We start from the raw sequence: 18,063 nt of genomic DNA on the forward strand, positions 1-18,063 counted from the left end.
ATTTGGCCGCAGAGTCGACACCCCGGGCCGTTCATCCACGGGTCAGAATCCCAGCTGGGACGCCACCTGCAGCAGCAGTAACTCGGACCCTTCCGGACCGATCAGCTGGATCCCCATGGGGAGCCCCTCGCCTGGTTGTCCGCCGGTCCAGTGCACGGGAACCGTCACGGCCGGCAGGCCGCAAACGTTCACCATGGAGGACCACGGCGCGAATTGGCATTGCCGGCGGTAGTCCTCATCGGCGTCGCCCGCCCAGGCTGCGGCAGGCCAGCGCGCGTCGCCGTGGCTGGCACCGGTAAACCAGCCCACCGGACGTGGCGTCTGAGCCAGGGCAGGCATCAGCATCAGGTCCCATGCGGCGTATTGGGTGATGGTGTCACGGGTGAACCGCCGGAGGAACGCCAGGGATTCGTCCAGTTTGGAGGTGCTGCGCTGCTGGGCCCTGCGCCGGAACGTCCTGGTGAGCGGGGTCAGCAATGCTTCACGCTGCGGGCTGATCCGGGCCGTGCCGACGGCGGCAGTCCAGGCCGTCGTGAAGGCGTCCGGGTAGCGGTTGTCGTAGCGGATGTCCGCTTCAGACACGGCGTGTCCGGCGTGTTCGAGCATCTCGCGGCCCGCCTGCAGGGCCGCGAGGGCTTCCGGCCCGGGTGTGAACGGGAAGGCACCGGACCACGGACTGGCCAGGCTCACGCCGATCCGCAGCGGACGTGGTTCGCGGGCCACGGCGTCGAGGTAGCAGGTCGCGGGCGAGGGCACCAGAGCGTCCATGAGCAGCGCAGCGTCGGCGGCGCTCCGGGCCAGCGGGCCGGCCACCACCAGCCCGGCGGGATCAGCTGCGCTCTCGCCCGAGGGCACCAGACCCCGGCCCGGTTTGAGTCCCACCAGTCCGCAGGCCGCCGCGGGGATCCGAATGGAGCCGCCGCCGTCGCTCCCGGGAGCGACAGGAATCAGGCCGGCCGCCACCGCGGCTGCGCTGCCGCCGGAGGAGCCGCCGGAACTGCGGCTGGGGGCGTGCGGATTGCGCGACGGCGGCGCGATGCGGTTTTCGCTGTAGGCCGTCAGCCCGAACTCCGGAACCTGCGTTTTGCCCAGCGAGATCACGCCGGCGGCCTTCAGTACCGCGGCAAGGGCTCCGTCAGTGGGCGCAGGTTTGTGGTCCAGGGCCGCGCTGCCGTGGGTGGTCACCACGCCGGCCACATCAGTCAGGTCCTTGAACGCGGTGGGTATGCCGTGCAGGAGCGGCAGGCCGTCCGCCGCGGCACCGTCTGCAGGCGCCGCCGAACTCCGCCGAAACCGGGAGTAGCGGTCGTCGGCAGCGGCTGCATCGGCCATGGCCTGTTCTGCGGTGACGGTAATGAAAGCGCCCAGCAAGGGGTTGCATTCGGTGATCCGGGCCAGGAAGTACGCCGTCGTTTCACGGGCCGAGAGCTCACCGGAACGCAGGGAGTCCCGCAACTGGACGGCGGACATCTCATGCAGCTCGTGCGGGGAAGCGGTGGGCTGCTCGGTGGGCATGGGTCCTCCTCGGGATCTCGTAGAAGCGTAACCTGCCCGTTCCCGGCCGGGAGGGTATCTTCCCGGCGTTAGGCTGGGAGGAGACCATCGTCATCTGAAAGGGAATCCCGTGAGTGATTTCGAGTCCGTGCCTGTCAACGACGTTCCCGCCGACGCGGCCCTTCTGGACGTTCGGGAAGACTACGAGTGGGTGGCCGGGCATGCCGAAGGCGCCCTCCACATTCCGCTGGATCAGCTTCCCGCGCGCTTGGACGAGCTGGACCCGGACCAGGACCTGTACGTCATCTGCAGGACCGGCGGCCGTTCCTTCCGCGCTGCGCAGTGGCTCACGGGCCAAGGCTATGCAGCCATCAACGTCGCCGGCGGAATGGACCAGTGGCTGGAATCAGGCAAGCCGCTGGTATCCGATAACGGGCTCAAGCCGCTGGTCCTCTAAGCCGCGACTTTCCCTGAATCCAAAGTCCTGAAGGAATCCGCCATGCCCGCACCAGCCGCTATCTACACTTTCCTTGGACCTAAGGGAACTTTCACCGAAGCCGCGCTGATGCAGGTTCCCGGGGCTGCCGAGGCCACCCGCGTCCCGGCCTCCAACGTCAACGCCGCGCTGGACATGGTCCGGGACGGCTCCGTACATGCCGCCATGGTCCCGATCGAGAACTCCGTGGAGGGCGGCGTCACCGCCACCCTGGACGCCATCGCCGGCGGCCCGGAACTCCGGATCACGCGGGAGGTGCTGGTCCCCATCAGCTTTGTGCTGGTGGCCCGGCCGGGCGTGGCCCTCGCCGATATCCGCCGTATCTCCACGCACGGCCACGCCTGGGCGCAGTGCCGCCTGTGGGTGGAGACAAATATACCGGGTGCGGAATACGTTCCCGGTTCCTCCACGGCGGCCGCCGCCCTGGGCCTGCTGGCGGACGGCGCCCACTACGATGCGGCGATCTGTGCGCCCATCGTGGCTCAGGAGCAGCCCGGACTGTCTGTGCTTGCGGAGAACATCGGAGACAACCCGGGTGCCGTGACGCGGTTCATCATGGTGAGCCGGCCCGGCGAACTGCCGCAGCGGACCGGGGCGGACAAGACCACGGTGGTGGTTCCGTTGCCCGAGGACCGGCCGGGCGCGCTCATGGAAATCCTTGACCAGTTTGCCACCCGGGGCGTGAACCTCAGCCGGATCGAATCCCGGCCCACCGGGCAGTACCTCGGCCACTACTTTTTCAGCATCGACGCTGACGGCCATGTCCAGGATGCCCGGGTTGCCGATGCCCTGGCCGGGCTTCACCGCATCAGCCCGGCCACCCGGTTCCTGGGTTCCTACGGGCGGGCCGACGCGCAGAAAGTCGTCGTGGCTCCGCACACGTCGGACGAAGCATTCCATGCAGCGCATCAATGGGTGGACGGGATTCTTCAGCCGCGGCCGGGCCTGCCGGAGACGGCTTCCTAGGCTTCGCCCACAGCGTACGAGAGGTACTTCCGCGTGCTGGTTACTGTGCGTATGCTTGCTTGATCAACTTGGGGGGACGGCCCCTAACGAAGGGAGCGGGTCATGAGCACCAGCAGTACAGATAATGACGGCCAGGGCATGATCGTTAACCCCAAACCGACCGCCGACAACCAGGACTGGGACGGCGATGAAGCTGACCGCGCTGATCGGCTGCGCTTCGAAGAGGAACAGGCCATGATCCGCGAGCAGTCTGAGGCGCGTGCCGCCAAGGCCGCCGCCGAGGAAGCTGCAAAGAAAGCTACCGCCTGAAGGCGGGCCGGCTTAGACCGGCTGCGACTTCACCCGGATCAGGAGTGACCGGGGCGCCACCTGGACGGTGACCTTTGTGGCCAGGCCCGATGGGTCGCCGTCGACCTGGGTGGGCAGGGGTTCCGGGCACTTGATGACGATCTTCCCGGCCCGGTACATGGTCATCATGGGGAGGTTGCCCCGGTGCTTGAACACGATCTTTCCGTACATGGCGAGCCAGCCGAAGGCGCTGCGCGGGCTCATCACCACCACGTCGAGCATGCCGTCGTCAATCATGGCTTCGGGGATGAAGTCGATGCCGCCCGGCACCAGCCCGCAGTTGGCGAAGAGCACGCTCCGGATGTTTCGTGCCTGCTCCGGGCTTTCGTCCAGGGACACGGACACCTTCCGACGCCGGCCGGGAAGGTGCCTCATGCCGGCCTCGGTGTAGGCGAGCCATCCCACCGCTTTTTTGAGCCCGTCGTTGGTGTCTGCCAGGATTTCCGCGTCCATGCCGATGCCGGCGATCACCAGGAACAGGTGTTCGGAGGAGTGGCCGGTGCGGGAGTTTTCGATGGTCATCCGTGCGGTGTCGATGTAGCGCTGCTGACCAAACAGGGCAGCGTTGATGTTGGCGCGCAGGTCATTGACGTCCAGGTCCACATTGCGGGCGAGGAGGTTGCCGGTTCCCAGCGGGATGATGCCCATGGCTACATTTGTGTGTGCGAGTGACTCGGCCACCACCCGCACGGTACCGTCGCCGCCGCCCACCAGGACGACGTCGGCCTTGAACTCCAGCGCCGCCTTGGCCTGCGAATAGCCGGGGTCCTCCGCCGTGGTCTCCAAAAAGAGGGGGTCCTCCCAGCCGGCCGTGAGGCAGGCACGCTGAATGGCTTCTTTCGCCTCGGCCGCCCGTGATTTCACCGGATTGAGGATGACGGCCACACGCTGGTGGGTGAGCCCGGCTTCGTGGGCGGCTTCGTTGACGGCGCTCCGGATATGCAGTGCCTTGAGCTTGCGCACACCCCACCAGCTGGAGACGGCAAAAGCCAGCGCTGCCGCGCTCAGGAGGTAGAGAAGCCAGTCGTTCATCGTGCTTCAACAGTAGCCCGGGCGGGGTGCCCCCATTTCCGCGATCCCGGCGGCAGTGCCCAGTGCGCGGGATTAGATACTCTTGTCTGGTGATCGACGTAAAAGACCTCAGCGAAAACCCGGACAAGTTCCGTGCCAGCCAGCGCGCCCGCGGCGCCGACGAGTCAGTGGTGGACGCGATCATCGCAGCAGACTCCGCCCGGCGTGCCGCACTGATCCGGTATGAAAACCTCCGGGCCGAGCAGAACGTCTTCGGCAAGAAGGTGGCACAGGCCAAGGGCGACGAGAAAAAAGCCCTCCTCGCCGAGGTCAAAGAGCTGGCCAACAGCGTCAAGGCAGCCTCCGCCGAGGCCGATGCCGTGCAGGCCAAGCAGGACGAACTGCTGCGCTCCATCCCGAACCTCATTGAAGACGGTGTTCCCGAGGGCGGCGAGGACGACTACGTGGTGGTCAAGACCGTCGGAACGCCCCGCGAATTCCCCGATTTCAAGCCCAAGGACCACCTGGAAATCGGCGAGCTGATCGGCGCGATTGACATGGAGCGCGGCGCCAAGGTGTCCGGTTCCCGCTTCTACTTCCTGCGCGGGGTGGGGGCGCGGCTGGAGATGGCGCTGCTGCAGATGGCCATGGACCAGGCCATCGAGGCAGGTTTTGTTCCCATGATCACGCCTACTTTGGTGCGCCCCGAAACCATGCAGGGCACCGGTTTTGATGTCAAGCACGACGCCGAGATCTACCGTCTCGCCGAGGATGACCTTTACCTCGTGGGAACCTCCGAGGTGGCGCTGGCCGGCTATCACGCGGACGAAATCCTGGACTTCGCGTCGGGTCCCATCCGTTTCGCCGGGCAGAGTTCCTGCTACCGCCGCGAGGCCGGTTCGCACGGCAAGGACACCCGCGGCATCATCCGCGTGCACCAGTTCAACAAGGTGGAGATGTTCATTTACACCACTGTTGAGGAAGCCGCGGCCGAGCATGAACGCCTGCTGGCCTGGGAAGAGGAGATGCTGGCCAAGTGCGAGCTGCCCTACCGGGTCATCGACACGGCCGCCGGGGACCTTGGCATGTCCGCCGCCCGCAAGTTTGACTGCGAAGCCTGGGTGCCCACCCAGGGTGCCTACCGCGAGCTCACGTCAACCTCGAACTGCACCACGTTCCAGGCCCGCCGCCTGAACATCCGTGAGCGCGTCATCAATGACGAAGGCGTGGCCAAGGGAACCCGCGCCGTGGCCACCCTCAACGGGACCCTGGCCACCACCCGCTGGATCGTGGCCATCCTGGAGCACCACCAGAACGCCGACGGCTCGGTCAACGTCCCCGCAGCGCTGCAGAAGTACCTCGGCGGCCTGGAGGTCTTCCCGGTCCTCTAGGGCGGTTCCGTCCGCCGGCGTTGCCCGAAGAAATCCCCGTCTGAAGGTCCATTCCCCGGCTAACGCCAGGGGGTTTGGTCCACCCGGCGGGGATTTCTGCGCGGAAGGCCGGCCGCTGCGAGCTTCTGTCCCAGGAGGTCCGGCTTCTTGACGGATTTCCAGTCCCAGCGGACCACCGTATAGCCCAGGGCACGAAGCCTGTCCTCGCGCTTCTTTTCGGCCAGCACGGTTTCGCGAGCCGTGCGGTCCCCAAGGAGGTCGTCGTCGAGATACTTTGCGTCGCCGTCGAACTCGCCAATCACACCGAACTCAGGCCAGAAGAAGTCCGTGCGCCCAATGAATCCTTGGCTGTCGTAAAAGGCCTGTTGGAGTACCGGGGCCGGGAAGCCTAAGACATGGATGAGCGCGCGGCTCCGGGATTCTCCGGCGCTTTCTGCAGCTTCGTCGGCAAATGCCAGTACTTCAAGGACACGACGGCGCTTAGCAGCCGACGCGAAAAAGCCGGATGCCTCCTCAATCTCGTTCCGGGTGAGCCGTTCGCCTTCAGCGCGGCGGCCTCCGAGCACGTGGTCAGCCACCGCTGTTGCCTCGGGAAACTCCATCCGAACGATGCAGTCAAGGACGGTCTGCACTAGGGAAGTGACACCGAAACCTCTGTGCCGCACCACGCTTGCCTGCCAGTGATGACGGGAGACCCCGTACCCTCTTGCTGCTTCGAGCCCGGAGGAGCCCGTCTTCGGATCCTGCGCGGCCGTTGTGGTTGGGGGATGCTTTCCGGCCTTGTGCGGCGATGGTGTGAGCAAATGGACGTGGTCGGGAACCCGCGGGCTCGGCAGGTGCCAGATCCGCAGGGCGGTCAGGTAGCAGAAGGTGGCCGACGGGTCGGTGGCGGCCACGGCGGCCACCGTGACGGAATAGCGTTCCCAGGCCTTGAGGGAGAGCCACGCGGGCTTGTTGTAGTAGGCGCCCGCCCTGACACGGACCAGCTCCCCCTTGCTGTAGGCCCGGCTTAGGCTGCGGCTGCTTCCGGTAAGGGCACGCCTGCGACTGGCCAGGATAAGGGCAGGGGGAGGGGAGTTCATGGTTCCATACTTTGCCGTCTGCCGGGGCGCCGCCAGCCACGTATGCCCGGATGTGGATAACTCCGGCAATTCCCCCGGGAATGGTCTTTTCCCCTCGGCGGCCCGCGGGGATTTGACCGTTCAGCGGGGGAACGGTGGGCCAAGAAACGCCACGGCCCCGTGAGTATTAACCACGTGTTCACCGGGGGCTGTGGCCTGCGTCCTAGCCGGTTTCGGGGGTGTCTGGTCTACTTGATGGATGACTATTTTGACTGAATCCACAGTCGCTGGCATCGATGACCAGCGGAACGCAACCGACAACAAGTTCATGGTGGCCCTGGACGTGGACGGCACCCTGGTGGACCATGATGGCCACATGTCCGCCCCGGTCCGTGAAGCAGCCCAGGCCGTAGTGGCTGCCGGCCACGACGTCCTGATTGCCACCGGCCGGTCCCTGACCGCCACCCTGCCCATCATCGAGCAGATCGGCATCAGCACCGGTTACGCCGTCTGCTGCAATGGTGGCGTGACTTTACGGCTGGATCCGGAGCTGGCCGACGGCTACGAAATCATCCACAAGTCCACGTTCGATCCGGCCCCCGCTCTGCGCGCCCTCAGCGACCGCCTGCCCACTGCGAAGTACGCGCTGGAAGACGAGGATGGGAACTTCCTCGCCACCGAGCGCTTCCATGACGCCAGCTTCGGCGTTGAATCGGTCCCCGTGGACTTCCGTACGCTGCTGGAAGCCACTGCCGTCCGCCTGGTGGTGTTCAGCACCGAGAACACGCCGGAGGAGTTCTCCGAAACCATCCAGCAGATCGGCCTGGCCGGCGTCACCTACTCTGTCGGCTGGACCGCGTGGCTGGACATTGCCGCCGCCGGCGTCACCAAGGCCAGTGCGCTGGAAAGACTCCGCGGCCATTTGGGGACTGAGCCGCACCTTACCGTGGCGATTGGCGACGGCCGGAACGACATTGAAATGCTGGGCTGGGCCGGTCGGGGGGTGGCCATGGGACAGGCGCCGGACGAGGTCATTGCGGCCGCTGACGAGGTCACCGCTTCAGTGTTCGACGACGGCGCCGCCCACGTGCTGCTCAGCCTCCTTCGGTAGGAGGTACTTTTCCCGGGGCAGCCTGCGGTCAGCGCACCTCGAGGATGAGTGACAGGAGCCGGGCGGCCGCCGGCCGGGCGGCGTGTTCTTCGGTCCACTGAGCCCTGGCGACGGCCTTGCTGACGGCCTGCGTGGTGATCCCCAGTTCCTGGGCCACGGCTTTTTGCTGCCCGCGGACCCCGGGAGTCATCAGGTCAAGGACCCTCCACTCCGCTCCGGAACGGTCCCGGACGATGTGGCCGAGCAGCCTCAGGACCGATTCGGCTTCATGGGCAACGTCGGCGAGCGGACCCTCCACGGCCACCGGAATGCGTTCCTTGGCGTTGCGAAGCCTGTCCACGGCGCGGCGGGCGTAGACGAGGCCATGGCCGGACGCGTCCTTGATCTGGTTGGGCAGCGGTTCGTTGACCGGTCCCACGCCCAGGCCGACATACCAGGAGCCACAGCGCAGTGCGATCAGTGCAGCTTCCACCGCCTGATGCGGTGACTCCACGATGCCCTGGACTTCATCTTCCACCGAACGGTCAAAATCAAGGCGCGCAGGAATATGCCGCAGGTCCTTCAGCAGCTGAGGAACGCGGTCGCCGTCGCGCCGGCTATCGATTTGGTTGATGGTCAACGTGAACATGTGAAAAACAGACTACCCGCAGGTAGCATGCCGAGGGCAAGTGAACGCAGGGTCCCGCAGCAGGTCAGGGTGGGCCCGGGGTTGTGCAGCCGCGCCGAAAATGTTGCGATGGAGGGACGGCCGCTCCGGGCGGCGCGCAGCGACGTGAGGACGGTCATGACCGGCAGCCCGCAAGACGACTTGATGCAGGACGAATTCACGCAGGGCGACGTGACGCCGGACGACCTGGAGACTGTGGACCGCTGGTGGCGTGCCGCGAATTATCTCTCTGTGGGGCAGATCTATCTCCGGTCCAACCCGCTGCTCCGGGAACGCCTTGCCGCGGGCCACACCAAGTCCCGGTTGCTGGGGCATTGGGGAACCACCCCGGGGCTGAATTTCGTGTACGCGCACCTGAACCGCGTCATTCGCAGGGACTCCCGGGAGATGCTGTTCGTGGCCGGGCCAGGCCACGGCGGGCCGGCCGTGGTGGCCAACGCCTGGCTTGAGGGGACCTACTCCGAAATTTATGGTGCTGTGGGGCAGGACGAGGCAGGCCTGGCGGAGCTGTTCCGCCAGTTCTCCTACCCCGGCGGCATCCCCAGCCACGCCGCGCCGGAAACCCCCGGGTCCATCAGCGAGGGCGGCGAACTGGGGTATGCCCTGGCCCACGCCTACGGGTCTGTCTTCGACAATCCCCAGCTGATCACCGCCGTCGTGATTGGCGACGGCGAAGCGGAAACCGGACCGCTCGCGGCAAGCTGGCACTCGCACAATTTCCTGGATCCCGTCCACGACGGGGCCGTGCTGCCCATCCTGCACCTCAACGGCTACAAGATCGCCAATCCCACCATTCTGGCCCGCATGCCGGAGGGACAGCTGGAACAGCTGCTCCGCGGCTACGGCCACGAGCCGTACTTCGTCACGGTGGCGGATCCCGGCAACACCGGCCAGGCGCACCAGGACTTTGCCGCTGTCCTGGACCGCTGCCTCGCGGACATCGAGGCCATTCAGGACGCCCACCGGCGGGATGCATCCGGGGAAGTGCCGGGGGAGGGCGGGCTCAGCTGGCCGATGATCGTCCTGCGCTCACCCAAGGGGTGGACCGGGCCGAGGACGGTGGACGGGAAACAGGTTGAAGGCACGTGGCGGGCGCACCAGGTCCCGCTGTCCGAAGTCCGCACCAACGGCGGGCATCTGAAGCAGCTGGAGGAGTGGCTGCAGTCCTACCGGCCGGAGGAACTGTTCGACGGCGACGGGAGACTCCGGCCCGACGTCGCCACGAATGCACCGTCCGGGAATTTCCGGATGAGCGCCACCCCGCACGCGAACGGCGGACTGCTGCGCAAACCGCTGAAGCTGCCCGCCTACTCGGCCCACGCCGTCGAGGTCGCCCGGCCGGGCACCGAACGCATCAGCCCGATGATTAGGCTCGGCTCGTGGATGCGCGACGTCATCTCGCTGAATATGGAGACCTTCCGCCTCTTTGGACCGGATGAGACGGCGTCCAACCGGCTCCAGGATGTCTACGAGGTGACGGACAAGGTCTGGCAGTACCGGATTGACGACGTCGATGAGCACCTCGCGCGGTCCGGCCGGGTTCTGGAGGTGCTGAGCGAGCACCTCTGCCAGGGCTGGCTGGAGGGGTATCTCCTGACCGGCAGGCACGGCGTGTTCAGCTGCTACGAGGCCTTCATCCACATCGTGGATTCGATGTTCAACCAGCACGCCAAATGGCTCAAGGTCCACCGGAAACTCCCGTGGCGCCAGCCTGTTCCTTCGCTGAACTACCTGCTCTCCTCGCATGTGTGGCAGCAGGACCACAACGGGTTTTCACACCAGGACCCCGGGTTCATCGATCATGCGGTAAACAAAAAAGCCGAGGTCATCCGGGTTTACCTGCCGCCGGATGTGAACACCCTGCTCTCGGTCATGGAGCACTGCCTCGCATCGACGGATTACGTGAACATCGTGGTCAGCGGCAAACAGCCCTCACCCACGTGGCTGGGTCCGGCGGACGCTGCGGACCACTGCCGGCGGGGGCTGGGCATCTGGGAGTTTGCAGGGTCCGAGGTTCCAGGGGAGGAACCGGACGTTGTGCTCGGCTGCGCCGGCGACGTGCCAACTGTCGAGACCGTGGCCGCAGCGGAACTGTTGAAGAAAGGCGCCCCAGGACTGAAGGTCCGCGTGGTCAACGTGGTGGATCTGATGCGGCTCCAGGACGCGAGCGAGCACCCGCACGGCCTGAGCTCGCGCGACTTTGACGGAATCTTCACCCCGGACAAGCCCGTCATTTTCGCGTACCACGGCTACCCGGCGCTGATTCACCGGCTGGCCTACCGCCGCACCAACCAGGAGGGCCTGCACGTTCGGGGCTATAACGAAGAGGGCACCACCACCACGCCGTTCGATATGGCCATGCTTAACGGCATCGACCGCTTCCAGTTGGCCATCGACGCGATCGACCGGGTGCCGGGCATGGCGGAGAAGCATTCGTTGCTGCGCCAGCGCCTCCAGGACCGCAGGATGCAGGCGCGGGAGCACACCAGGACCGAAGGCGAGGACCTGGAAGATATCCGCACCTGGACTTTGAACGCCTGACTCCAAGCAACGCGGGGTCACTTTACGACCGATTATCAGGGTTTTTCGGACCAGGAGTGACCCCGCGTTGCTCCTGCGGGACCCGGGGCCGGGGCCGCGAGTCCGGTAAGCGCACCGGACGGGACATGAATCCAGCCTTCGGTCAGGGCCGCTGTCGCGTGGGAAACCGGCGGACGGAGGGTCTGGCCTACGGCAATGGCACGGGCCGTCAACGAGGCCATGACCGCATCGAAGAGGTCGTCGGAGGCGGCCAGCCGGTCCTCGTGACCGGCAAGGTCCAGCCATGGTGCCGCCTCGCACAGGTCTGCCAGGAGCGCACCAAGACGATCCGCCTCGGGCGCGCCTCGGCCCTTGTATCCGCGGGCCAGGAGCCCCCAGACCTTCAGGGAAGCGGCGGGATAGACCTCCGCCAGCCGGCCCGAGCCGTCCCTGGCCTGCGGCCCGTGCCCAGCTGCGATCTTGGCCTGCAGCACGGCGCACCGCATGGCCGGATGGGCGAGCCGGTCGGCGGAGACGCTGAGCGGGATCAGCCCGGTGTGCGCGGTGACGAAGCGGTCCGTGTCCCGGTAGGCCAGCAGCCGGCGCCCCTCGATGCCGTCGTGCTCCAGGACCGGAGGCCCATCAAAGTTCAGGTGTCCGGCGAGGAACGGCAGGAATGCGTCCGGCCAGCCAACGGGGCAGTCGATGCCCGTCATCGAACTGGCCCCGAAAAGTTCCACGATTTCCCGGTCGCCCACGTCGAGGGCAAGGTACTCCAGACGGGCCGTGCCAGCGGACCAGTCCAGAACAGCGGCGGCCGTCTTTTTGGTCGACGCCGCCAGGTCGACGCCGAGTGTCCTCATGCGGCGGCGTGGTACTCGAGGGCCCCGGGGATGCTGCCTGCCCCGCCGAGGCTGTCACCCCGGGCGAAGGAAGCCCACAGCCGGCGCACGTCGCGGCCCACGGCGTCGATTTCGTCCCAGCTGGCGCCTGTAAGGAGTCCTGCGGCAGCCCAGGTCTGCCGGTTCCCGAACAGCAGCGGAAGGTCAACGGTGTGGGCGGCTCGGTAGAAGTTTCCGGGCGCGCCCCAGGACAGCACATAACTGTGGGCCTTGCCGCCGGCACGGGCATGGCGGCGGGCAAACTTCCGGGCGGCCCTGCCGTACACCGCCTCGGTAACAGCCCAGTTGATGGTACGGACGGCGGCCGCACCCACGAGGGGAACCTTGCCCAGCCCGGCGGCGAACCGGCTCCGCGGCATGAACAGCCTGGCCTCGTCGGACGTGTGCCCGATCAGCACCTCGATGCCCGGCGCGGTGGCGTTCCAGGCGTCCTCGATGTCGGCTTCCGGCGGCAGCGGTGCATGCCCGTACTGCGTGCCGAACGGCATGGCGGCAATCAGCCCGTATTTCCGGGAAACCTGGGACACATGGTCCTCGATGGCCACCACGTCCATTGCCGGGGTGTCCTCGGTGACGGCCTCGGCGGCGATTCCCATTGCCCGGCTCATCTTGTGCCGGCCACGGGTGATGCCCAGGGGAGCGCTCTGGATGATGGCCCGCTGGAACAGTGACGGTGCTTCCGGAGTGGCCATCAGGTGGGCCACGGAGTCGCCGCCGGCTGACTGGCCGAAGGCCGTGACGCGGCGCGGATCCCCGCCGAAGGCTGCGATGTTGCGCTGCACCCAGCGGAACGCCTCCAACTGGTCCAGCAGGCCAAGGTTGGCGGGCCTGCCGGTTCCCGTGGCCAGGTATCCAAACAGGCCCAGCCGGTAGGTCACCGAGACCACGATGACGCGGTTCTCCGCCACGAGTGAGGAAGCATCAAAGATCGCCAGGTCCCCGGAGCCGGACGTATAGGAGCCGCCGTGGAGCCACACCATGACCGGGACCCGCTCGCCGTCGGCCAGCCCGGACGGGATGGTGATGGACAGGCGCTGGCAGTCCTCGCTGCCGGGAAGCTCGCCGTAGCGGGTTCCCAGGACGTCGTCGAGGAAGGGGACAGGACCCTGGGGGCAGGCGGGCGCGAGGCTGGTCGCGGCGAAGGGGGCGGTCCAGTCGGGCGCAGCCACAGGAGGCTGAAAACGGCCGGCGGTGGCGTACGGGATCCCGGTGGCGCGCAACACCTCACCATCCCGCCAACCGGTGGTGGGCCCGCACGGGGGGTCAAAAGAGGGGGAATTAAAGGAAAGCTCGGAACTCACAGGTCAACGATTCCACAGATTTACTGTGGTGGGGCAACAGAAAATCCCCGCCGCCCGGACTTTTCCCCCTCGCATGACGCGGGGATTTGTCCGGGAGACGGGGATTTGTCGAGCAGGCCGCACCACGCGACCGGCCCAGGGGGATTAGTGCGCGGCGGGCACGTAACGCTTGATGGAAGCTTCCAGCTCGGCCTCGGCGGCGGCGCGGTCGCCCCAGCCCTCAGCCTTGACCCACTTGCCCGGCTCCAGGTCCTTGTAGCGGGTGAAGAAGTGCTCGATTTCCTTGATCAGGAATTCGCTGACGTCGCTGACTTCCTGGATGTGGTCAAAGCGGGCGTCCACCGGCACGCACAGGACCTTGGCGTCGCCGCCGCCGTCGTCCGTCATGTTGAAAACGCCGATGGGGCGGGACTCAACGATGACGCCCGGGTGCAGATCGAAGTCCTGCAGGAGCACCAGTGCGTCCAGCGGGTCGCCATCTTCGCCCAGCGTGTTCTCGAAGAATCCGTAGTGCGTGGGGTACTGCATGGAGGTGAAGAGGACGCGGTCCAGGCGGACCCGGCCGGTCTCGTGGTCAACTTCGTACTTGACTCGTGATCCCTTGGGGATCTCGATGGTCACGTCATGCTTCATGGAATGCTCCTCGGCAATTGCAGGGGGTTCGCGGCACAGGAGACGAACCAGAAAAGGAGTGTCGGTGCCGCCGACTATTATTGAGGATATAGCGAGAGGCCCAGGTTTCAGGAACTTGCGGGGAAATTTCAGGACTTGAGGACCAGCAGCAGCATGAAGGAAACATCGCCCCCTGCCGGGTCAAAAACCGCCCGTAAGGACGTTTCGCCTTCCCGGCTGGCCGGCGCCGGAACCATTGTGCGGCGGGCTTGGCCCCTTGCCGGGCTGCTGGCCCTACTGCTGGCGCTCGCTGTACCTGCTGCCCTGGTGGTTGTGCCCGGCTTCATCTCCCCGTTACCGCCGGCGGCCGCCCCCTCCGTACCGGTCTGGCAGCAGCCCCCTGCCACCCTCTCCGCCCGGCAGGGCCTGACGCCGCTCCTGGACAGCGCGCCGGTGCCCTTGCCCTCGGCCGTCACGGCGCAGCTGGATACCCTGTTAAAGCCCGACGGCGACGGCAGCTTTACGGGGTTTGTCCAGGATGCGCTCACCGGGAATGTCCTTTATGACCGCGGCGGCTCGGAGAACCGTGTCCCCGCCTCCAACATGAAACTTTTCACCGCGGCGGCCGCCCTGCGCTCACTGGGGCCGGACCATCGCTTCAGCACCCGGGTCCTGGCTGGAACCACCGCCAACCAGGTGGTGCTCACCGGTGGAGGCGACGTGCTCCTCAACGCAGGCGGGTCTGCGCCGGACCGGGTGATGGGCCACGCCGGGCTGGGCACGCTGGCCGCCGCCACCGTGGCCGCCCTCCAAGCCCAGGGAACAACCGGGGAGCTGACGGTTCTGGTGGACGATTCGCTCTTCAGCGGGCCTGCCCTCAACCCCGCCTGGGCGGACGGGGACGTCGCCGCCGGTGAGGTGGCGCCGCTGTACCCGCTCGCACTGAACTCGGCACGCTACAACCCCGCCGTGACCACGGGCCCCCGCCCGCAGGACTCCGCGGTGACCGCTGCGGAGGCGTTCGCAGGGCAGCTCAAGGCGGCGGGCGCCGCTGCGGGACTCACGGTAGCGGCCGGCGTCGGGCGTTCCACCCCTGCCGAAGCAGGAACGGCAGGCAGTGCGGTGTTGGCAGAAGTGCAGTCCGCCACGGTTGGCGAGCAGGTGGACTTGATGCTGCAGACCTCTGACAACTACCTGGCCGAGGTGCTGGGGCGGATGGCCGCCGCAGCCACCGGACGCCCCGCGAGCAACGACGGCGCAACGGCTGCGGTCCAGGCCCAACTGGCCGAACTGGGCATCGACACCCCAACCATGAGGTTCGCTGATGTGTCCGGACTGGCTATCGGAAACCAGGTTTCCGCACGCCAGTTGGCCGAGGTGGTGCGTGCCATCACTGACGGGACGGATCAGCGCCTGCGGGAGGCCTTGGACGGCTTCCCGGTGGCGGGACTGACCGGAACCCTGGACGCCCGCTACGAGGGTGCCGCAACGTCCCGCGGTGCCGGCCTGGTGCGCGCCAAGACCGGGACGTTGAACACGGTCATTGCGCTCAGCGGCTACGTGGTTGACGCTGACGGGCGGCTCCTGGTCTTCTCCTTCATCGGCAACGGGCTGGCCCCCGGCGCCGCCGGCAACCGCGACGCCGTGGACCGGGCCGCGGCGGCACTTGCGGCCTGCGGCTGCCGGTAAGCCAGGGGACAGCGGTCCTCCAGCCACCAGCGGGGGTGGCCCAAAAGCGGCGCGGACCCGCATGAGGGTCCGGCCCCGCGGGATCGCGGCAGTGGCCTGGGGCGTTCGCCGGTCAGCGAACTTAAGGACCATCCGGTGTCCGCTGTGATGTGATGGGGACATGGAGTCCACTGCGCGTGATTCGTCAGCACCGGCATCATCCAGCCCGGCCCAGGCCATGATCAATTGGGACCTGGCCGCATCCACTGCGTCGCGGCTGGCTTCCGCGGGGCCAACGCTCGGCACGGCGGAAATCAACGATGCCGTGGACAGCCTCCGCAGCCTCGCGGACGCGTCGGTCCCGCACGTCCACGAGATCACCGGACTCGAAGCCGCACGCGACCTCCGGGACTCCACCGTCCTGGTGGTGGACCGCGCCAACTGGGCCAAAGCCAACACCCAGAGTTTCGCCGTGATGCTCAAGCCCGCCATGGAAAAGATGCTCGAAAGCCGGCGCGGGACCGTCAGCCCCGCCGCGGCCAGCGTCAGCGGCGCCATCACCGGAAGCCAGCTCGGCGCCGTCCTGGCATTCCTGTCGAGCAAGGTCCTGGGCCAGTACGATCCTTTCGCTGCCCTCGCCGAGGGTTCCAAGGCACCGGCGGGCGGCCGGCTGCTGTTGGTGGCCCCCAACATCGTTTCCGTGGAGCGGGAACTGAACGTCACCCCGGAGGATTTCCGGCTCTGGGTGTGCCTCCATGAGCAGACCCACCGGGTGCAGTTCGCCGCCGCTCCCTGGCTCCGCCATCACATGCTTTCCGAGGTCGACAACCTCAGCGGCCACCTGCTGGGCAACGTGGACTCCCTGATGGAACGCGCCTCAGCTGCGGCCCGCTCGCTTAAAGACCGCAGCGCCACGGGCAACACCCCCGGTCGCGGGGCCATCCTAGATCTGCTGCAGAACCCCGAGGAGAAGGCATCCCTCTCGCACCTGACGGCCGTGATGAGCTTGTTGGAGGGCCACGCCAACGTGGTGATGGACGCCGTGGACGCCAGCATTGTCCCGTCCGTCAAGACCATCCGCCAGCGCTTCACCGACCGGGGCAAGGACCGCGGCGTTTTGGAAAAGTTCATCCGCAGCCTGTTGGGCCTTGACGCCAAGATGCGCCAGTACTCCGACGGCGCCAAGTTTGTCCGGGCGGTGGTGGACGTCGCCGGGATGGAGGGGTTCAACCGGGTCTGGGAATCCGCGGACAACCTCCCCACCGAACCCGAAATCCACGAACCCAAGCTGTGGGTGGACCGGATGGGCCTCTAGGTGCCGGCTTCCCCCCACCCGCCGGGTCAGCCGCACACGCCGGGTCCGCCGGCCGACGACGTCAGAGTGCCGCGCGCAAGCGGACGACGGCGGCCCGGCAGGCTCGCGCCCGTCGTCGGCAAAGCGCGCAAAATGCTTCAGAACGCCCTGGCCGAGGCCGGCTATCCGGCGCATGTGCTGGTGGCCTGCAGCGGCGGCCCGGACTCGCTGGCGCTCGCCGCTGTGGCAGCCTACTTTGGCCGCCGCGGCCACGTCGACGGGCATCCGCTGACGGTGGGCGCCGTGGTGGTGGACCATCAGCTGCAGGAAGGCTCGGCGCAGGTGGCTGCAACCACGGCCCAGGCGCTCAAGGAACTCGGGCTTGCCCCGGTTGAGGTCCGCACCGTCGATGTGGCGTCCACGGGCATGGGGCCGGAGGCGGCAGCCCGGGACGCCCGGCACACCGCCCTGGACGAAGCAGCACGCGAACAGGGCGCAGCCGCGATCCTGCTCGGACACACCTTGGACGATCAGGCTGAACAGGTCCTCCTGGGCCTGGCCCGCGGTTCCGGCACCCGTTCGCTGGCCGGAATGCGGCCCGCCCGGGGCCTGCTGCTCCGGCCTTTCCTGGGCCTCCGCCGCGAGGACACCCTGGAGATCTGCCGCGTCGAGGAGCTGGAGCCCTGGCACGATCCCAGCAATTCCGATCCCGCCTTCGCCCGCTCCCGTACCCGGGTGGAAGTGCTCCCGCTCCTGGAGGAAAAGCTCGGACCGGGTGTGGCGGAGTCCCTTGCCCGGACGGCGTCGATCCTGCAGCTGGACGCCGATTACCTCGAGGACGTGGCGGAACGCACATACGTGGATTTGGCGCAGCGATCCGGCCAGGAAATCAGCCTTCCTGAGGCCGCCCTCGGCGAACTTTCCCCCGCCATCAGGTTCCGGGTCATCGCCAAGGCAGCGGCCGACGTCGGGGGCCAGCAACCCAGCTATCAGCGCCTTCTGGCGGCGGAAGCACTGCTGCGCCGGCAGGGTTCGGCCGGTCCCGTGGAGCTCCCCGGGGCGGTGAGCGTGTACCGGTTGTCGCTGGCTGAGCTGGACGCCGCCGGCCAGCCGCACCGCACTGCGGAGGACCCCGACGGCGGCACTTCCGTTCCCCGCGAAGCGGCGCGCTGTGGGAAGCTTGTATTCCGGCCTCAAAAACCGCCCCAAAAATAGTCGCAC

At 67.1% G+C, this 18,063-nt stretch carries 16 protein-coding genes; 9 read left to right on the plus strand and 7 right to left on the minus strand.

The window, feature by feature from the left end:
• Window positions 1-42: 42 nt before the first annotated feature.
• Window positions 43-1,515: an amidase gene (locus SBP01_RS01300; RefSeq protein WP_320537232.1), complete on the minus strand. Its 1,473-nt coding sequence runs from the start codon at window positions 1,513-1,515 to the stop codon at window positions 43-45.
• Window positions 1,516-1,624: 109 nt separating this feature from the next.
• On the opposite strand from SBP01_RS01300, the gene SBP01_RS01305 reads away from it, so the two are divergent.
• The 3 genes from SBP01_RS01305 to SBP01_RS01315 all read left to right on the plus strand — a co-directional run bounded on the left by SBP01_RS01305 (window position 1,625) and on the right by SBP01_RS01315 (window position 3,265).
• Window positions 1,625-1,951, plus strand: a complete 327-nt coding sequence (locus tag SBP01_RS01305; RefSeq protein WP_275213831.1) for a rhodanese-like domain-containing protein — start codon at window positions 1,625-1,627, stop codon at window positions 1,949-1,951.
• Window positions 1,952-1,993: 42 nt separating this feature from the next.
• Window positions 1,994-2,956 carry a prephenate dehydratase gene (gene pheA / locus SBP01_RS01310; protein ID WP_320537233.1) on the plus strand — a complete coding sequence of 321 codons (963 nt, stop codon included), beginning with the start codon at window positions 1,994-1,996 and terminating at the stop codon, window positions 2,954-2,956.
• 102 nt (window positions 2,957-3,058) lie between these two features.
• A complete protein-coding gene (locus SBP01_RS01315; RefSeq protein ID WP_275213833.1) occupies window positions 3,059-3,265 on the plus strand; it encodes a hypothetical protein in 207 nt (68 codons plus the stop codon).
• A 12-nt stretch (window positions 3,266-3,277) separates the two neighbouring features.
• On the opposite strand, the gene SBP01_RS01320 is transcribed toward SBP01_RS01315, so the two are convergent.
• On the minus strand, window positions 3,278-4,336 hold the full coding sequence (locus SBP01_RS01320) for a diacylglycerol/lipid kinase family protein (RefSeq protein ID WP_320537234.1): 1,059 nt from the start codon (window positions 4,334-4,336) through the stop codon (window positions 3,278-3,280).
• 89 nt (window positions 4,337-4,425) lie between these two features.
• Here SBP01_RS01320 and serS point away from each other — a divergent pair, with 89 nt between their 5' ends.
• Window positions 4,426-5,706 (plus strand): serine--tRNA ligase, encoded by a 1,281-nt coding sequence (gene serS / locus SBP01_RS01325; RefSeq protein WP_275213836.1) that lies wholly within the window; start codon window positions 4,426-4,428, stop codon window positions 5,704-5,706.
• Between the two features lie 59 nt (window positions 5,707-5,765).
• Here serS and SBP01_RS01330 read toward each other — a convergent pair whose 3' ends face one another.
• Complete coding sequence (locus tag SBP01_RS01330; RefSeq protein WP_320537235.1) at window positions 5,766-6,788, minus strand: hypothetical protein; 1,023 nt, start codon at window positions 6,786-6,788, stop codon at window positions 5,766-5,768.
• Between the two features lie 238 nt (window positions 6,789-7,026).
• Between SBP01_RS01330 and SBP01_RS01335 the strand changes: the two genes are divergently transcribed.
• Entirely contained in the window at window positions 7,027-7,878 is an 852-nt protein-coding gene (locus SBP01_RS01335) for an HAD family hydrolase (protein ID WP_275213839.1), read from the plus strand.
• Window positions 7,879-7,906: 28 nt separating this feature from the next.
• Here the strand turns inward: SBP01_RS01335 and SBP01_RS01340 are convergent, their stop codons facing one another.
• On the minus strand, window positions 7,907-8,506 hold the full coding sequence (locus tag SBP01_RS01340) for a hypothetical protein (protein ID WP_320537236.1): 600 nt from the start codon (window positions 8,504-8,506) through the stop codon (window positions 7,907-7,909).
• Window positions 8,507-8,662: 156 nt separating this feature from the next.
• On the opposite strand from SBP01_RS01340, the gene SBP01_RS01345 reads away from it, so the two are divergent.
• Entirely contained in the window at window positions 8,663-11,086 is a 2,424-nt protein-coding gene (locus tag SBP01_RS01345) for a phosphoketolase (RefSeq protein ID WP_414004313.1), read from the plus strand.
• A gap of 35 nt (window positions 11,087-11,121) precedes the next feature.
• On the opposite strand, the gene SBP01_RS01350 is transcribed toward SBP01_RS01345, so the two are convergent.
• The 3 genes from SBP01_RS01350 to SBP01_RS01360 form a co-directional block, all read right to left on the minus strand.
• Window positions 11,122-11,928, minus strand: a complete 807-nt coding sequence (locus tag SBP01_RS01350; protein ID WP_320537237.1) for a DUF429 domain-containing protein — start codon at window positions 11,926-11,928, stop codon at window positions 11,122-11,124.
• Window positions 11,925-13,190: a carboxylesterase family protein gene (locus tag SBP01_RS01355; RefSeq protein WP_414004251.1), complete on the minus strand. Its 1,266-nt coding sequence runs from the start codon at window positions 13,188-13,190 to the stop codon at window positions 11,925-11,927. The genes SBP01_RS01350 and SBP01_RS01355 overlap by 4 nt, the downstream gene beginning before the upstream one ends.
• Window positions 13,191-13,412: 222 nt before the next feature.
• Entirely contained in the window at window positions 13,413-13,901 is a 489-nt protein-coding gene (locus SBP01_RS01360) for an inorganic diphosphatase (RefSeq protein WP_024818962.1), read from the minus strand.
• 153 nt (window positions 13,902-14,054) lie between these two features.
• Here SBP01_RS01360 and dacB point away from each other — a divergent pair, with 153 nt between their 5' ends.
• The 3 genes from dacB (at window position 14,055) to tilS (ending at window position 18,057) form a co-directional block, all read left to right on the plus strand.
• On the plus strand, window positions 14,055-15,569 hold the full coding sequence (gene dacB, locus SBP01_RS01365) for a D-alanyl-D-alanine carboxypeptidase/D-alanyl-D-alanine-endopeptidase (RefSeq protein ID WP_320537239.1): 1,515 nt from the start codon (window positions 14,055-14,057) through the stop codon (window positions 15,567-15,569).
• Window positions 15,570-15,729: 160 nt separating this feature from the next.
• On the plus strand, window positions 15,730-16,863 hold the full coding sequence (locus SBP01_RS01370) for a zinc-dependent metalloprotease (RefSeq protein ID WP_320537240.1): 1,134 nt from the start codon (window positions 15,730-15,732) through the stop codon (window positions 16,861-16,863).
• Between the two features lie 132 nt (window positions 16,864-16,995).
• Window positions 16,996-18,057, plus strand: coding sequence for a tRNA lysidine(34) synthetase TilS (tilS, locus tag SBP01_RS01375; protein WP_320537242.1), 1,062 nt, complete (start codon window positions 16,996-16,998; stop codon window positions 18,055-18,057).
• Window positions 18,058-18,063: the final 6 nt, after the last annotated feature.

The organism is Pseudarthrobacter sp. IC2-21, from assembly GCF_034048115.1.
Taxonomy (GTDB): domain Bacteria; phylum Actinomycetota; class Actinomycetes; order Actinomycetales; family Micrococcaceae; genus Arthrobacter; species Arthrobacter naphthalenicus.

Excerpts from the sequence above, each read along its gene's own strand:
- SBP01_RS01315 (WP_275213833.1), top strand. The coding sequence starts at position 3,059 with ATGAGCACCAGCAGTACAGATAATGACGGCCAGGGCATGATCGTTAAC.
- SBP01_RS01350 (WP_320537237.1), bottom strand. The coding sequence starts at position 11,928 with ATGAGGACACTCGGCGTCGACCTGGCGGCGTCGACCAAAAAGACGGCC.
- SBP01_RS01370 (WP_320537240.1), top strand. The coding sequence starts at position 15,730 with ATGGAGTCCACTGCGCGTGATTCGTCAGCACCGGCATCATCCAGCCCG.
- SBP01_RS01330 (WP_320537235.1), bottom strand. The coding sequence starts at position 6,788 with ATGAACTCCCCTCCCCCTGCCCTTATCCTGGCCAGTCGCAGGCGTGCC.
- SBP01_RS01335 (WP_275213839.1), top strand. The coding sequence starts at position 7,027 with ATGACTATTTTGACTGAATCCACAGTCGCTGGCATCGATGACCAGCGG.
- SBP01_RS01340 (WP_320537236.1), bottom strand. The coding sequence starts at position 8,506 with ATGTTCACGTTGACCATCAACCAAATCGATAGCCGGCGCGACGGCGAC.
- SBP01_RS01360 (WP_024818962.1), bottom strand. The coding sequence starts at position 13,901 with ATGAAGCATGACGTGACCATCGAGATCCCCAAGGGATCACGAGTCAAG.
- SBP01_RS01320 (WP_320537234.1), bottom strand. The coding sequence starts at position 4,336 with ATGAACGACTGGCTTCTCTACCTCCTGAGCGCGGCAGCGCTGGCTTTT.
- dacB (WP_320537239.1), top strand. The coding sequence starts at position 14,055 with ATGAAGGAAACATCGCCCCCTGCCGGGTCAAAAACCGCCCGTAAGGAC.
- tilS (WP_320537242.1), top strand. The coding sequence starts at position 16,996 with ATGCTTCAGAACGCCCTGGCCGAGGCCGGCTATCCGGCGCATGTGCTG.
- pheA (WP_320537233.1), top strand. The coding sequence starts at position 1,994 with ATGCCCGCACCAGCCGCTATCTACACTTTCCTTGGACCTAAGGGAACT.
- SBP01_RS01345 (WP_414004313.1), top strand. The coding sequence starts at position 8,663 with ATGACCGGCAGCCCGCAAGACGACTTGATGCAGGACGAATTCACGCAG.
- SBP01_RS01300 (WP_320537232.1), bottom strand. The coding sequence starts at position 1,515 with ATGCCCACCGAGCAGCCCACCGCTTCCCCGCACGAGCTGCATGAGATG.